This is a genomic window from Priestia sp. FW507-14D1A (genome assembly GCF_058781295.1).
The window spans coordinates 1,084,452-1,100,164 of record NZ_JBYSWQ010000001.1 but is presented as its reverse complement, the minus strand read 5'-3'; the positions used below and the strand labels follow the sequence as shown (position 1 = coordinate 1,100,164).

Annotated in this window: 16 protein-coding genes; 11 read left to right on the top strand and 5 right to left on the bottom strand. The window is 39.3% G+C overall.

The window, feature by feature from the left end; translation table 11 throughout:
• Window positions 1-16: 16 nt before the first annotated feature.
• The 6 genes from AC3WJG_RS06125 to rnz all read left to right on the top strand — a co-directional run bounded on the left by AC3WJG_RS06125 (window position 17) and on the right by rnz (window position 6,714).
• Entirely contained in the window at window positions 17-229 is a 213-nt protein-coding gene (locus AC3WJG_RS06125) for a hypothetical protein (protein ID WP_028410682.1), read from the top strand.
• A 395-nt stretch (window positions 230-624) separates the two neighbouring features.
• Window positions 625-816 (top strand): hypothetical protein, encoded by a 192-nt coding sequence (locus AC3WJG_RS06120; protein ID WP_013059103.1) that lies wholly within the window; start codon window positions 625-627, stop codon window positions 814-816.
• 139 nt (window positions 817-955) lie between these two features.
• The gene (locus AC3WJG_RS06115; RefSeq protein ID WP_034276881.1) at window positions 956-2,587 is read left to right on the top strand and encodes a PucR family transcriptional regulator; all 1,632 of its coding nucleotides are present in this window, start codon (window positions 956-958) and stop codon (window positions 2,585-2,587) included.
• A gap of 207 nt (window positions 2,588-2,794) precedes the next feature.
• Window positions 2,795-4,264: a CoA-acylating methylmalonate-semialdehyde dehydrogenase gene (locus AC3WJG_RS06110; protein WP_028410684.1), complete on the top strand. Its 1,470-nt coding sequence runs from the start codon at window positions 2,795-2,797 to the stop codon at window positions 4,262-4,264.
• Window positions 4,265-4,357: 93 nt separating this feature from the next.
• The gene (locus AC3WJG_RS06105) at window positions 4,358-5,716 is read left to right on the top strand and encodes an aspartate aminotransferase family protein (protein WP_028410685.1); all 1,359 of its coding nucleotides are present in this window, start codon (window positions 4,358-4,360) and stop codon (window positions 5,714-5,716) included.
• Between the two features lie 68 nt (window positions 5,717-5,784).
• Window positions 5,785-6,714 (top strand): ribonuclease Z, encoded by a 930-nt coding sequence (gene rnz / locus AC3WJG_RS06100; protein ID WP_028410686.1) that lies wholly within the window; start codon window positions 5,785-5,787, stop codon window positions 6,712-6,714.
• A gap of 28 nt (window positions 6,715-6,742) precedes the next feature.
• Here the strand turns inward: rnz and namA are convergent, their stop codons facing one another.
• Both namA and proI read right to left on the bottom strand, forming a co-directional pair.
• The gene (gene namA, locus AC3WJG_RS06095; protein WP_028410687.1) at window positions 6,743-7,759 is read right to left on the bottom strand and encodes an NADPH dehydrogenase NamA; all 1,017 of its coding nucleotides are present in this window, start codon (window positions 7,757-7,759) and stop codon (window positions 6,743-6,745) included.
• Window positions 7,760-7,896: 137 nt separating this feature from the next.
• Entirely contained in the window at window positions 7,897-8,745 is an 849-nt protein-coding gene (proI, locus tag AC3WJG_RS06090; RefSeq protein WP_013059097.1) for a pyrroline-5-carboxylate reductase ProI, read from the bottom strand.
• A 268-nt stretch (window positions 8,746-9,013) separates the two neighbouring features.
• Between proI and AC3WJG_RS06085 the strand changes: the two genes are divergently transcribed.
• Window positions 9,014-9,970 (top strand): MBL fold metallo-hydrolase, encoded by a 957-nt coding sequence (locus tag AC3WJG_RS06085; protein ID WP_028410689.1) that lies wholly within the window; start codon window positions 9,014-9,016, stop codon window positions 9,968-9,970.
• Between the two features lie 23 nt (window positions 9,971-9,993).
• On the top strand, window positions 9,994-10,788 hold the full coding sequence (locus AC3WJG_RS06080) for an SDR family NAD(P)-dependent oxidoreductase (protein ID WP_060746998.1): 795 nt from the start codon (window positions 9,994-9,996) through the stop codon (window positions 10,786-10,788).
• Window positions 10,789-10,861: 73 nt separating this feature from the next.
• Here AC3WJG_RS06080 and AC3WJG_RS06075 read toward each other — a convergent pair whose 3' ends face one another.
• Window positions 10,862-11,077 (bottom strand): CDGSH iron-sulfur domain-containing protein, encoded by a 216-nt coding sequence (locus tag AC3WJG_RS06075; protein ID WP_028410691.1) that lies wholly within the window; start codon window positions 11,075-11,077, stop codon window positions 10,862-10,864.
• Window positions 11,078-11,207: 130 nt separating this feature from the next.
• Between AC3WJG_RS06075 and AC3WJG_RS06070 the strand changes: the two genes are divergently transcribed.
• The gene (locus tag AC3WJG_RS06070; RefSeq protein ID WP_028410692.1) at window positions 11,208-11,546 is read left to right on the top strand and encodes an iron-sulfur cluster biosynthesis family protein; all 339 of its coding nucleotides are present in this window, start codon (window positions 11,208-11,210) and stop codon (window positions 11,544-11,546) included.
• Here the strand turns inward: AC3WJG_RS06070 and AC3WJG_RS06065 are convergent.
• Window positions 11,543-12,454, bottom strand: coding sequence for an alpha/beta hydrolase (locus AC3WJG_RS06065; protein WP_028410693.1), 912 nt, complete (start codon window positions 12,452-12,454; stop codon window positions 11,543-11,545). The genes AC3WJG_RS06070 and AC3WJG_RS06065 overlap by 4 nt on opposite strands.
• Window positions 12,455-12,522: 68 nt before the next feature.
• Entirely contained in the window at window positions 12,523-13,419 is an 897-nt protein-coding gene (locus AC3WJG_RS06060) for a hydroxymethylglutaryl-CoA lyase (RefSeq protein WP_028410694.1), read from the bottom strand.
• 177 nt (window positions 13,420-13,596) lie between these two features.
• Between AC3WJG_RS06060 and AC3WJG_RS06055 the strand changes: the two genes are divergently transcribed.
• Window positions 13,597-14,784: an acetyl-CoA C-acetyltransferase gene (locus AC3WJG_RS06055; protein ID WP_028410695.1), complete on the top strand. Its 1,188-nt coding sequence runs from the start codon at window positions 13,597-13,599 to the stop codon at window positions 14,782-14,784.
• Between the two features lie 235 nt (window positions 14,785-15,019).
• The gene (locus tag AC3WJG_RS06050) at window positions 15,020-15,709 is read left to right on the top strand and encodes a CoA transferase subunit A (RefSeq protein WP_025750456.1); all 690 of its coding nucleotides are present in this window, start codon (window positions 15,020-15,022) and stop codon (window positions 15,707-15,709) included.
• Window positions 15,710-15,713 lie beyond the last annotated feature (4 nt).

The following is a 15,713-nucleotide window of genomic DNA, read 5'->3' as shown; positions in this document are numbered from 1 at the left end:
GATCGGAGGCAGGGAAATGTCAAGTTACCATGAATATATGGCAGAGCGAGAAAAGATTGATTTTTTGCTGCAAAAAGGATTCAAAATAACGGCCGTAACAGAGAATCTAAGCGGGGCGTTTGTGACGTTTGAACGCAACGAAAATAACCAAACCGAACAAGAAACGCTTCATATATTGACGGCGGATGCTAGAAAATATTTTTCATCCGTACTGATTCAACAAGTATAAAAATGGAGGCTAGGACAAAATTATTTTAGCTGAAGGAAGATCCGAACGATGAATCGTTCGGATTTTTTTATTGGTAGAGTGAACGTAGATTTCATATATATAAGCGCTTTCAAATGTTGATTGGAGTAATTTAATTATGTTTCAATCTCTTTATTTGTTTACTAATACCTATAAGTTTTTTACTATATTGGCTGACAAAAGTGATCCGTTTGTGTGTTTTTTTCGTTTTGGATGTGAAACAAAATAACTAGATATTATCCATTCACTGTATTACAGTTGTTACATTTCGTTTACATCGAAAGAGAAAAGGTTTAGTTATCTAGTAAATTGTAGTAAATATTAGAGTAGAACGTTTTCAAACTAAATCTATTAAATACGAAAAGGGTGTGACACCGATGGATCAAGCTACGCAGTGTATGACACAAGAAGAAACAAAAATTATTGATAAATTAAAAATGGAAATGTTAAATGCAGTGTCACTACAAGATTTGCGTTTTTACAAAAAAGAAATTCACCGAATTAAAGAACAAGCGGTTAAACGCCACGGTTTTTTTAATAAATTACAGCAAACAGCTCAGAAGCTGTAACGATCCATTATCGTTACAGCTTTTTTCATTTCTTTCATTAAATATTTTATTTCTTCTAAATATTTAATATAATGTAAGAAGATATAGCTTTTGTTCTACACATATGCGAAATACGCGTTAATGATCCAGGAGACATGATGTGAAATTCGCTAGGGGCGGTGTTGACTTGAAATCATATTTAACAGTAACAGAGATTTTAACAAGGAAACATTTTGTAAACTGTGAAGTAATAGCTGGAGAGAAAGGGCTTACTAATTCTGTTAAGTGGGTGCACGTGATGGAAGTGACGCGCATTAATGAGCTGCTAAAAGGAAACGAGCTCATTTTATCGACAGGGGTAGGCTGGGGAGAAGATCCTCAATCTTGTTTATCATTTCTTCAGCAATTAATTTCTTGTAAGGCATCAGGACTGTGTATTGAACTTGGCACTTATACTTCTAAGATTCCGCAAATTGTCATTGATAAAGCGAACGAATGTGATTTTCCGATTATTTTATTTCACGAGGAAGTTCCGTTCGTTGAAATTACGCAAGATGTTCACTCGCTTTTAATTAATCAGCACTATCAAATGATTTCCGATTTAGAACAGTATTCTCATAGGCTAAATCAGCTGCTGTTAACAGTTAATGATCCGGCCCTCATCTTACAGTGTTTATATGAATCTACGGGGCTTCTTGTCGGCCTTAAAGTTTCAAATGAATTACTTACCTTTGCTCCGGAGATGGACTTGCTCAAACAGCAGCTTCTACTTCATTATATAAGCAGGGAAAATGAAAGTCCGCATTTTACTGAGCAGCCTATTCATTTATTAGGACAAGATTATGCTCAGCTGTATGTTGCTTCTATAAATGAAGCGTTAACAGAACTTGAAGTGCTCACTGTTGACCGAACGGCGACTGCACTTGCTCAGCATTTTTTGAAGGACCTGTATGTCGAAGAGAAAAAAAGAGTAGATGAAACCGAATGGATGACAAAATGGATGAACGGAGAGTTAACTCTTGAACAAATAAAAGACTCTATGCACGAAGTGTGTTCAGATTCGCCTATTCGCGGAGGTGTCGTTGTTTGCTGTAAGTGGCAAAGGCGGGAGAAGTTTGATCGAACGTATTTTAAGCTGATCTTGCGAAGCATTTTTGAACAAGAAGGCTTTCACTTATTAGTCTCCGAGCGAAATCGCGAAGTATTATTTATTCTTTTGAACAAACGAATGGTTAGCACATGGAGAGAGAGATTAGAAAACAGCCTTCATCGCTGGATGAATCAATATGAATCGGATGAAAATTCAAAGAGGAATGCCATTAGTTTTATCGGAATTGGCCAATACTGTGAACAGCTTGACTGCATGCATAAAAGCTATGAAACGGCTAAAGAAACAATTTCGATTCAAGAAATGCTGCAAAAACAAACCATTATTCATTTTTATGATGATTTGCATATGTACCGGATTATTTCGCTTTTACATCAGCATGAAGACTTACAGGAAGTGGTGTTTGAATATCTGCAGCCCGTTATTACATATGATGAAACGTATAATGCAAAACTCATGGAAACATTAAAAATTTATTTAGCATGCAACGGATCTAAACAAGAGACGGCTAAGCGTTTATACATTGTCCGGCAAACGTTGTATCACCGTATCGAAAAACTAGAAAAGCTGCTGGGTGAAGACTTTATGGAGCCGGAAAAACGACTGGCAATTGAGTTTATGATTATGGCATATGAATATTTGTTTATGATGAAAAAGTCGCGCGCGGAATTTATAAACGGATAAGTAAGCAGCTGGAAACAGCTGTTTTTTTATGTTGAGGCTGATTTTACTATATGTTCATTTTAGTTCATGCTTTCTCCTAGTTCACTGCGCAAAATGTGAAACGAGAATCTAGAGTTGTTTCACATTTTGTCTAATGCAACCACCATTTATTTATTCAATAATAAAGGTAGATTTGTCATTTCTTATTTTTTGAGGAGGCCAAGCGATATGTCAGTTGTGAATAATGATACGCAAGTTTTAAAAAATTACGTGGGCGGAAAATGGGTTGATACGGCAGGGGGAAAATTTGGAGAGGTAATTAACCCATCGACGGGCGAAGTCATTGCAAAAGTACCGCTTTCTACAAAAGAAGACGTAGCCAATGCGGTGGAAACAGCTCAAAAAACATTTGAAACATGGCGTAACGTTCCTGCTCCAAAACGAGCAAGATTAATGTTTGCGTTTCAGCATTTACTAGTTAAGCATCATGAAGAGTTAGCTAAATTAGTTGTACAAGAAAACGGCAAGGCTTTCAAAGAAGCTTACGGTGAAGTACAGCGCGGTATTGAATGCGTGGAGTTTGCCGCGGGTGCTCCTACTTTATTAATGGGGGAATCATTAAATAACATAGCGGAAGAAATTGATTCTGAGATGTTCCGTTTTCCATTGGGTGTCGTTGGCGGCATCACACCTTTTAACTTTCCGATGATGGTACCGCTTTGGATGTTCCCTCTTGCCATTGTATGTGGAAATGCGTTTGTATTAAAACCGTCTGAGCGAACGCCGCTTTTAGCAACGCGACTTGCTGAACTTTTTACAGAAGCAGGAGCACCGGATGGATTATTAAATATTGTGCACGGGGCACACGATGTTGTGAACGGATTAATAGAGCATGAAAAAGTTAAAGCGATTTCATTCGTCGGATCGCAGCCGGTAGCAAAATATGTTTATGAACAAGCTGCTGCTCAAGGGAAACGAGTTCAGGCTTTATCTGGAGCTAAAAATCACCATGTTGTGATGCCAGACTGCGATATGGATAAAGCGGTATCACATATTATCAGCTCGGCTTATGGAAGTGCCGGCCAGCGTTGCATGGCGTGCAGCGCCGTGGTCGTCGTGGGTGAAAAAGGCGATGAATTCGTCGCAAAATTAAAGCAAAAAGCAGATGAATTAATTATGGGAAGCGGATTTGATGATGAAGTGCTTCTAACGCCTGTGATTCGAAAAGAGCACCGTGATAAGGTGCTGGATTATATTGAACTTGGCATGAAAGAAGGAGCGGAACTCATTCGTGACGGACGTAAAGAAATGGATGAACATACAGAAGGCAATTTCTTAGGAGCAACAATTTTTGACCGCGTAACTCCTGATATGACCATTGCTAAAGAAGAGATTTTTGCACCTGTACTCAGCTTGCTTCGCGCTGACACATTAGATGAAGCACTTCGCTATATGGAAAAATCCCGTTTTGGAAATGGAGCAACGATTTATACAAAAGATGCAAAAGCCGTGCGTCAATTTAGAGAAGAAGCAGATGCGGGTATGCTCGGTATTAACGTAGGAGTACCTGCTACAATGGCCTTCTTCCCATTCTCCGGTTGGAAAGACTCTTTTTACGGAGATTTGCATGTCAACGGCAAAGACGGTTTGAACTTCTTTACACGTAAAAAGATGGTTACATCACGCTTTGACTTTTAACATATAGATGAATATAGCAAGTGGCTTCGGCATTTTGTCGAAGTCTTTTCATACAGAAAAAAATACCGCGCTAGCGATTTGGGAGTGGATAAGATGGTACAGGTCAGTCAAAATGAAAAAGATCTGCGTGCAAAAGATGAGCAGTATGTATGGCATGGAATGAAACCATACAGTCCGGATGCAACAATGGTTGCTACAAAAGCAAAAGGTGCTTGGATTACAGATGAACAAGGAAATCGCTATTTAGATGCAATGGCAGGGCTTTGGTGTGTAAATACCGGGTATGGACGGGATGAGTTAGCGCTCGCAGCCTATGAGCAGCTAAAAGAACTGGCTTATTTTCCACTCACTCAATCTCACGTACCTGCTATCAAACTGGCAGAGAAGCTAAATGAAATGCTAGGTGATGACTATGTTATCTTCTTTTCAAATAGCGGATCTGAAGCAAATGAAACGGCTTTTAAAATTGTGCGTCAGTATCATCAGCAAAAAGGAGAGCATTCTCGCTACAAATTTATTTCGCGTTACCGAGGGTATCACGGAAATTCAATGGGCGCACTAGCAGCAACGGGTCAAGCTCAGCGTAAATATAAATATGAACCGCTTGCCCCTGGCTTTATTCACGTTGCCCCGCCTGATTCGTACCGAGGGCAAGATGACTACGATGCACCGAAAGAAAATCTTCAATCTGTAAAAGATATTGACAACGTTATGACGTGGGAGCTAAGTGAAACGATTGCCGCTGTTATTATGGAGCCAATTATTACAGGAGGAGGAATTCTTTTACCGCCTCAAAATTATATGAAAGGCGTAAAAGAAACGTGTGAAAAACACGGTGCACTTTTAATTGCAGATGAGGTTATTTGCGGCTTTGGACGTACAGGAGAAGCCTTTGGTTTTATGAATTACGATGTAAAACCAGATATCATTACCATGGCAAAAGGAATTACAAGCGCATATCTTCCGCTCTCTGCAACTGCTGTTAAAAAAGAAATTTATGAAGCGTTCAAAGATAGCGATCAGTACGAGTATTTTCGCCATGTTAATACATTTGGAGGAAGCCCGGCTGCGTGTGCACTGGCATTAAAGAATTTAGAAATTATGGAAAGAGAAAATCTTTTTGACCGTTCTAAACGGCTCGGAGCTTACGTATTAAGTGAGCTAAAGCCGCTTATCGATAGCCACCCATACGTTGGAGACGTAAGGGGTAAAGGGCTTTTAATTGGAATTGAACTTGTAGCTGATAAACAAACGAAGGAACCGTTAGACGTTAATCTTGTAAATGAAGTGATTGCTAAATGCAAAAGCAAAGGAGTGATTATTGGGAAAAATGGAGCAACGGTCGCCGGCTATAATAATGTTCTCACGCTCTCACCGCCGCTTAACATTGAGGAAAGTGATATTGAGCTGTTATTAGCTACTATTACGTATGCGCTTGACAGCATCAAATAGGTAAGTTTGCAAAAAGCCTGTATAATATAATTACAGGCTTTTTGTGCGTGTGAAGGAGGAAGTAGAAAATGGAATTGTTATTTTTAGGGACGGGTGCAGGAGTACCGGCGAAACAGCGGAATGTTTCATCTCTTGCGCTCGAACTTTTGCAAGAAAGAGGGGCGGTGTGGCTTTTTGATTGTGGAGAAGCAACACAGCATCAAATTTTACATACAACCGTTAAACCGAGGCGAATTGAGAAAATTTTTATTACGCACCTTCACGGTGATCATATTTACGGATTGCCTGGACTCCTTGGAAGCCGTTCGTTTCAAGGCGGAGAATCGCAGCTTACTGTATACGGGCCAAAAGGAATTAAAGAATTTATTGAAGTCACGCTGGCTGTAAGTCAAACTCATCTGCAATATCCTCTAGAGGTTGTTGAAATAGAAGAGGACAGTGAAAGTGGAACGATTTTTGAAGATGAAACTTTTTCAGTGGAGTTTGGCAAGCTTGAACATGGCATTTTATCTTATGGATATCGAGTTGTCGAAAAAGATTTGCCAGGATCACTGGACGTTCAGCGTTTAAAAGAGATGAATATTCCCCCGGGGCCTCATTATCAGCAGTTAAAAGAAGGGAAAGAAGTAGTATTAAAAGATGGGCGTATAATCAAGGGTCAAGAATTTGTAGGAGAGGCTAAAAAAGGGAAGGTCATCACGGTTTTAGGAGATACAAGAAAGTGTATGCAAAGTGTTCAGCTTGCTATGGATGCGAATGTATTAGTCCATGAAGCTACTTTTTCAGCGGGAGACGAGGAGCTTGCTTACAACTATTTTCATTCTACTGCAAAAGAAGCTGCTGAAATTGCTAAAACAGCATCTGCCGAGCGTCTTATTTTATCTCATATTAGTTCGCGTTACCAAGGAGACGCAGTCAGCCAGCTAGCAGAAGGAGCAAAAGAAATTTTTCCGAATACCGACATAGCAGAAGACTTGAAGCGGTTTACGATTTCATAAAAAAAGACGAGGATATCCTCGTCTTTTTTTACCATCCGCGTTCGTACTGAACGGGTGCTGAAATTGTTTCATTTAGCTCTTTTGCCGCCGTGCGCGGGAAGTACGGATCGCGCAGAAGTTCGCGCGCAACAAAAATTAAATCAGCGCGTTCGCTTTGTAAAATCTCTTCTGCTTGTCGTCCAGTTGTAATTAGCCCAACAGCGCCTGTATCAATATTAGCTTGCTGCTTGATTTTATCTGCAAACGGCACTTGATAGCCAGGGTATACGTTGATTGGAGCGTGTACTAGAGCACCGGAACTAACGTCAATTAAGTCGACGCCTTGTTCTTTCATCCATTTTGCAAATACAACGTGATCATCGACTGTTAATCCGCCTTCTGTATAGTCAGAAGCAGAAACACGGACAAATAAAGGGCCGTCCCACTCTGTTTTCACAGCTTCAATAATTTCCTTTAAGAAACGATAGCGGTTTTCAGCGCTGCCGCCATATTCGTCGCTGCGCTTATTGCTTAGCGGCGATAGAAATTGATGTACTAAATAACCGTGTGCCGCATGAAGCTCGATAATATCAAATCCAGCTTCTTTTGAACGTCGAGCGCTTTCTTTAAAGGCAGAAATCGTTTCATGAATTTGTTCTGTGGTCATTTCCACAGGTTTTTTACTTTTATCATCAAAAGCAATAGCGGAAGGAGCATAAATATCGCCTTCAACAGTTGCTTTACGTCCTGCGTGTGCAAGTTGAATAGCAGTTTTTGCACCGTTTTCTTTTAGCTGTGTCACAAGTTTCGTTAATCCATCTTTTTGTTCATCATTCCAAATTCCCAAGTCTTGAGCTGAAATACGACCTTGTGGCACGACAGCTGAGGCTTCAACCATAATGAGACCTACTTGTCCAACCGCACGAGTTGTGTAGTGAACCATATGAAAGTCAGTTATTACGCCGTCTTCCTTTTCACATGAATACATGCACATTGGTGACATTACAATTCGGTTTTTTAATGTTACATCTTTCACTGTATAAGGTGAAAATAGTTTTGTTGTCATTTGGTTTAACCTCCAATTATTTCGATACTCTAAACAAAAGTTATTATATCACCGCATTGAATTTTCTTTCACATAATCTGCTTATCCATTTTTAATCATAAAAAAACCTCTTTCTTTTTTTAGAAAGAGGTGAACCTTTACGAACGTTTACTCGAGATTTTTTCGTCAATCGTATCTCCTAAATATTTGGAGCGAATTGTAGCTTGTTCAATACACTGCATCATGGCTTCTTGGAAGTTATGAGAAATAAGCTGTTCGATTCCTGCTTCTGTTGTGCCGCCCGGACTCATCACTTCTTTTCGAAGTACGGCTGGCGTTTTAGGTGACTGTTTCAGCATTTCTGCAGCACCGATAAGAGTTTGAAGAATTAGTTCATTTGACACTGACGTATCCAAGCCTTGTTTTTCAGCTGCTTTTTCCATTGCTTCTACTAGATAGTAGACATACGCTGGGCCGCTTCCAGATAGTCCTGTTACAGCGTGAAGCTGCTCTTCCTCTACAGTTGTAACCGTACCAATCGTTTCAAATAAAGCAGTAGTAACGTTCATATGCTCTGCTGTAGCAAACTTGCCGGGTGCAATGGCTGTAGCCGATAATCCAATAGAGGCCGATGTATTTGGCATAGCTCTTACAACCGCTACTTCTTGGTCAAACAAGTTTACAATTGTGGCAGTCGATACACCTGCTAAAACAGAGAGAACGAGGTGGTGGGGACGAATATAAGACTTAATCGTATCGATGCTTTCCGCTACGTCTTTTGGTTTAATAGCAAGCACGACGATATCGCTTTTTTCGATTAACAAGGCATGATTACGCGTAATGTTAATTTCATAGGCGTTTCGAAGTTCGTGAAGTCTTTTATCGTTGCTATGATTTGTTACGGTGATTTGATTGGGGCGAAGCTTTTTATCTGACAGCAGCCCTGAGATCATGGCTTCAGCCATTGATCCAGCTCCAATAAAGGCGATGTTTAGATCCGTTTTCATTAAAAGTTCCTCCAGTCATTTGCTATCCAATGAAAACAGATACTGAGATTTCAGTATCTGTTAAAGGCTTGTGTTTGTGTATCTCTTCTTTATAAAATGCATAGTTATCTAAAGATATGAATAAAACTTCACTATATTTCTGTCATTATGCAATGAAAAAGAGAGGGATGTCAATGTAATTTTCAGAAAACGAATGCAATTGTATAAATAACAGGGAAAATCGTGTAAACTTAAAAGAAAATGCGATGGTAAAGGAGCAAAAATACAGATGAATGAGCAATTATATAAAATTGTGCTGCCTACTCCTTTTGCGGTAGGAGATGTGAATGTTTTTGTTATAAAAGGTCAGACCGTTACGCTAATCGATGCTGGTATTAAAACGGAGGCAGCGTGGTCTGTATTTAAAGAAAAGCTTAATGAAATAGGATTAAAACCAGATGATATTAAGCAAGTTGTCCTAACTCATCACCATCCTGATCACGTAGGAATGCTTGATTTTTTTGATAAAGATATCGCCATAGTCGGTCATGCAAAAAATCAGCCTTGGATCTCCCAAAATCCAGATTTTTTTGAGTGGTACGATGCGTTTTTTGAAGACCACTTTATGAAAGCCGGCGTAGATGAAAGGTTTCGCCCTTATTTAAAACGTTTAAAAGCATCAATGAAGTATTCATGTCATCGTTCTCTTACAACTTCTGTGCAGGAAGGAGATTACATTCCGGGCCTAGAGAGTTGGAAAGTACTTGAAGTACCAGGTCATGCTCAAAGCCATATTGCATTATACAATGAAAGAACAGCGGTTATGATTGGAGGAGATTTATTGTTAAAGCATATTTCATCTAATCCGCTTATTGAACCTCCTATGAAACCAAGCGGCGAGCGACCTAAAACGCTTCTTCAATATAATCATTCATTAAGACGTCTGCTTGATTTAGAGATAAACTGTATCTATACAGGTCATGGAGATGAAGTGTTACGTGTTCGCGAACTTGTACAAGAGCGGTTACAAAAGCAGAGCGACCGAGCGGATAAAGTGCTTAGCATGATAAAAGAACGTCCTCAAACAGCGTTTGATATTTGCAAACAGCTATTTCCTACTATTTATGAAAAAGAACTAGGGCTAACTCTTTCTGAAACAATTGGTCAGCTCGATTTTTTAGAAGACGCAAATAAAATCAGTACACATGAAAAAGAAAGTACGCTTATTTATTCTGTGTGCTCTTAACTTATAAAAAAGGTGTGTTATATTTGAAATCCTCGTTAAAGAACCAACATGTCGTGATTACAGGCGCTTCAGGAGGTCTTGGAGAACATTTAGCTTACGAAGTGGCTAAAAGAGGGGGCGTCCCCGTTTTACTTGCACGTACAGAAGAAAAGCTGCACCGAGTAGCTGAGCAAATTAGTCAACAGTATGGGATTACCTCTTACATATACAAAGCTGACGTAGCGAACGTAGAGGAAGTCAAAAGAGTGGTTCAGAAAATGATGAGTGAAATTAAGCGTGTTGATGTCCTGATTAATAATGCAGGCTTTGGTGTATTTGAAGAAGTGAAAGAAGCATCGATTAAGACCATTGCCTCAATGTTTCAAGTCAATGTTATTGGATTAATTGCATGTACACAAGAAATTTTAGCTTATATGCTAAAAGAAAACAAAGGACATATTATTAACATTGCTTCTCAAGCAGGCAAACTTGCGACGCCTAAATCCAGTGGCTATTCAGCTTCTAAACATGCCGTGCTAGGGTTTACCAACAGCCTGCGAATGGAATTAGCGAAAACAGATATCTATGTAACGGCAGTGAATCCAGGTCCTATTCAAACCAACTTCTTTTCAATAGCAGATCAATCAGGAAACTATGAAAAAAGCGTAGAAAAGTTTATGTTAACCCCTCAATACGTAGCTGAAAAAACGGTCAATATTATTGGAAAACCAAAACGAGAAGTCAACTTGCCTAAGTGGATGAATATAGGCTCGAAGATGTATCAGCTTGCCCCGGGGATCGTAGAAAAATTGGCAGGGGATGCGTTTAATAGAAAATAACCTGTGCTTTAACCACAGGTTATCAAAGTTTTTTGTTAATGGTTTCGTTCAGTAAGGCTGTAATTCTATAAATCTACTGCTCGTCCAAAACTTTTGCAGCGCGCACACAAGAGTCGAATTTTCCTTTATGATTTCCGTCGCAAAAGGGCATCTTTTGCGACTGGCCACATCGGCATAGTGAAAATGTCGGCTTTGTTTCAAATTTGTTGCCGTCTGCATCAATTAATTCAACGTCTCCAGTGACACGGAAAGAACCGTTATCCATTACTTTAATTTGTACTTTTGACATAAAAAAACCTCCTTTTTGTACACATCTATATGAATCGCCAGAGTTTAATGAAAGCGAGATGTGTATTATACTCATTATATAAGCAATTTTCGTTTGTTTATACAATTAGTTTAAAAGGAGTTAAAGGAAAATGAATATTACCTTTACTGATAAAGCGATAGCAAAAGTACAAGAAAAGTACGGGAAAGATTCTTCACTATATTTAAAATTAAAATACGATACGGATGGATGCGGCTGTGTTGTGAGCGGCGTAACGACGCTATGGATTGTTGATGAAAAAGAGAGCGATGATGTAACCATTGAGACGAATTTTGTTCCTGTTCTTGTCGAAAAAACAAAGCAAGTATTTTTAGATGATAATATGACGATTGACTACAATGAAAGTGCATATGCGTTTATGCTAAAATGTCCTTCTCAAATTTTAAATCCGCGCATGTCATTTATCGATAAAACAAAAGAAGCGCTTTAAAGCGCTTCTTTTTGTATTTTTTCTAAAAATGATTCAATAACTTGTTCATATTCCTCTGGATTATCAGCATACGAGCGGGCATGAGTGCCTACAGGTGCTAAATACATCCGTTTTTCTCCCATTTTTTTGGCATGCAGCTGCTCCGTCATTTTAGGAAGAATATAGTCATCTTCTCTGCTGTGAATAAACAGAACAGGATGTTTGATTTGATTTACGACTGAAATAGGTGATACGTCTTTAAATGAGTAGCCTTCTCGCCATTTTAAAATAATATTAGCTGCTGGCATCACAAGCTGTTTTGGTAAGTGGAAATCTTGTTTTAAGCGATAGGCAAGAAGTTCTTCCAAGTCAGAAAAAGGGCAGTCGACAATATAAAAATCAGCTCCGTCTTCCATTCCAGCATACAAAAGAGTGGTCGCAGCTCCCATAGATTCCCCGTGAATCCCGAGGGAAATAGTTGAACCGAATTGTTCTTTTACCCAATGAACAACGGATTGAAGGTCTAGTTTTTCATAATAGCCGTAGCTCGTTGTTTTCCCTTCAGACTTGCCGTGGCGGCGGTGATCATAAAGAACGACGTTCCATCCAAGCTTTAGAAAAAGCCGAGCATATTTCATAGAGTTGAGTGAATGAACTGTAACTCCGTGCGAAAGAATCATAAATCGGTTGTTTTCGTGTTGTTTAATAACGGTCCCAGCTATGTTATAGCCTAGAGAAGAAGGAAGCACAAATGCTTCTTTAGGAAGAGTGCTATAGACTTTCTCATCATAAAAGCCATCTTCCGTGTCGCGGTCAATAATAACTTTGTCGGTCTTTTTACGGATGTACATCATTTGATTTGTAAAAAAGATGCCAAGAGCGGCAAATGCTCCGAAAATACTTCCTATTAATAATAGCCATTTTTTCATGATTAGCGGCTCCTTTTGTTAATATAGCTATTATTTATTATAGCATCGCTCTCATAAAAACCTAATTTTTAACGCTGTGCAAACAAAGAGTATTGCTTGCTTTCAATCGGTCTTGAAATGTGAGGAGCGATAAAAGCGACCGCTTCGAGCAGCTTTTCTTCATTAATAGAAGTGGAAATACCCATTTCATGAAGCATAAAGACGAGATCTTCTGTAGCTACGTTTCCCGTTGCTCCCTTAGCGAATGGGCATCCACCTAACCCCCCAGCCGATGAATCGAACCTGTTAATACCGGCTTGCAAAGCTGCATAGATATTTGCAATGGCTAATCCTCTCGTATCGTGAAAGTGCGCAGCCAGTAGCGTGTGGGGAAAGTTTTGTTTTAATTTCGAAAAAAGTGAAAATACATCTTTAGGGTTTGCCATGCCAATTGTATCAGCAACGCTTAGCTCATTAACTCCAGCCTCCACAAAGCTTTCGCAAAGGGCCAGCACGTCGCGTTCATGTATTTTTCCTTCATACGGGCAATAAAAGGCGGTGGAAATGCAAGTTCGAATAAAACATTCTTGCTGCTTGAGCTGCTGAATGAGAGGAAGCAGCGTTTGTACAGCTTCTTTGGTGTTTTTGTTAATATTTTTTTGATTAAAGGTATTGCTTACGCCAATAAACAGCGCAACGGAGCGGCAATTAGCTTGCAGTGCTTTTTCCAAGCCTTTTTGGTTTGGCACAAGTACAATGTTTCGGCACGTATCAGACTGAAATGTATTTGCAACAGTAGAAGCATCTTTCATTTGAGGAACCCATTTTGGAGAAACAAAGGATGTAATTTCGATTTCGGATAGTCCAGCTTCTTTTAATTTTTTGATAAAATTAATTTTTTTTTCAGTTGGAACAAAATTTTTTTCGTTTTGAAGTCCATCTCGTGGACCAACTTCTATAATTGTTACTTTTTCAGGAAATCCCATAAACCGCTCTCCTCCCACATTGTAAACGCTTACTAATATTCATTTTAATTCTAAAAAATTAAAATTCAATAAAAATTATAAATTTTTACAAAAAAAGAGGAATTTCGCAAGCGATGTCGAAATTAATACAGGTGACAGTTAATCACAGTAATCAAACAGTAAGGAGAGGTTTTCGACATGGGTCAAACAGAAGTAGTCATTGTAAGCGCTGTACGTACAGCAATCGGCAGCTTTGGGGGAAGCTTACAAAATGTATCCGCAACAACTTTAGGTGGTACTGTAATTAAAGAAGCTTTAAACAAAGTAGGGGTATCAGCAAACGAAGTAGATGAAGTTATCATGGGAAATGTCCTACAAGCAGGTTTAGGACAAAATCCAGCACGACAAGCAACTTTAGCAGCAGGTTTACCTGAAACTGTTTCAGCATTAACCATCAATAAAGTATGCGGATCAGGACTAAAAGCAGTACATCTCGCTACACAAGCGATTCTTGCTGGGGATGCTGATGTGATTGTTGCTGGTGGAATGGAAAACATGAGCCAAGCACCATACTTATTAAAAAATGCACGCAACGGGTTTAAAATGGGCGACCAAAAAGTAGTTGACAGCATGATTCAAGATGGATTATGGTGTGCATTTAACGACTACCATATGGGCGTTACAGCTGAAAATCTGTGTGATAAATATGAAATTACTCGTGACGAACAAGATGCGTTTGCAGCTTCAAGTCAGCAAAAAGCAGAAGCAGCTATTCAATCTGGTCGTTTCAAAGATGAAATCGTACCAGTAGAAGTGCCTGGAAGAAAAGGTCAAGTAACTGTTTTTGAACAAGATGAGTTCCCACGTGCAGGCACAACGGCTGAAAGCTTAGGGAAACTACGTCCAGCCTTCAAAAAAGACGGTTCTGTAACAGCTGGTAATGCATCTGGTATCAATGACGGTGCAGCGGCAGTAGTGGTAATGAGCCGTAAAAAAGCAGACGAGTTAGGCCTAACACCATTAGTGTCAATTAAAGGTAATGCAACTGCGGGAGTAGACCCAAGCATTATGGGAATCGGTCCTGTAAGCGCAGTGAAAAAGGCGCTTGAAAAAGCTGCTGTTTCATTAGAAGATGTTCAATTAGTAGAAGCAAACGAAGCATTCGCTGCACAGTCAATCGCTGTGGATCGTGAACTTCAATTTAATCATGATATTTTAAATGTAAACGGTGGAGCAATTGCGCTTGGACATCCTATTGGTGCAAGTGGTGCACGTGTCCTAGTTTCACTTATTCATGAAATGCAAAAACGCGACGCAAAACTTGGGTTAGCAACGTTATGTATTGGCGGAGGCCAAGGCGTTGCAACAATCGTTGAACGTCCTTAATTTGATATAGTTTTAACAAACATTAAAGCTATATCACAACGCCACAGATTCCAAACATACAGCTTTGGAACTCGTGGCGTTTTTGTTTTTCCTTTAATTTGTCTAGTAATATAACTTTTTTGACAAAAAAATGATTAAATTATAATTTTCAGTTATATATATATTTAAAAAGAAATAAAAATCTTTTATAATAGATTAGAAAGCGTTTTCAAAAATAACGAAGGGGTGGTTATGTATGAAACAAGTACATACGTCGTTTAAAGAAGCGGTGAAAGATATTCACGACGGTGCTACGATTATGGTCGGTGGTTTTGGTTTATGTGGAATTCCGGAGAATTTGATTTTAGCGTTAGTTGAAACAGGGGTAAAAGATTTAACCGTAATTTCAAATAACTGCGGCGTAGACGACTGGGGACTTGGACTGCTTCTGAAAAACAAACAAATTAAAAAGATGATTGGTTCTTACGTGGGAGAAAATAAAGAGTTTGAAAGACAAGTATTGTCAGGAGAAATTGAAGTAGAATTGCTGCCTCAAGGCACGCTAGCTGAAAAGATTCGCGCCGGCGGAGCGGGCATACCTGCATTTTATACACCAGCGGGAGTGGGAACACCCATTGCTGAAGGAAAAGAAGTTCGCGTGTTTGAAGGAAAAGAATATTTACTAGAAGAGGCGTTAAAAGCTGATTTTAGTTTGGTTAGAGCTTGGAAAGCCGATCATATGGGGAACTTGGTGTATAACAAGACAGCGCGCAATTTTAGCCCAATGATTGCAGCAGCAGGAAAAGTGACGATAGCAGAAGTAGAGGAACTTCATCCAACAGGCTCACTCGATCCAAATATTATTCACACACCTAGTGTATATGTTCAATCGTTAATTATTGGTGAACAAGAAAAACGTATTGAGCGTTTAACCGTTCAAAAATAACAAA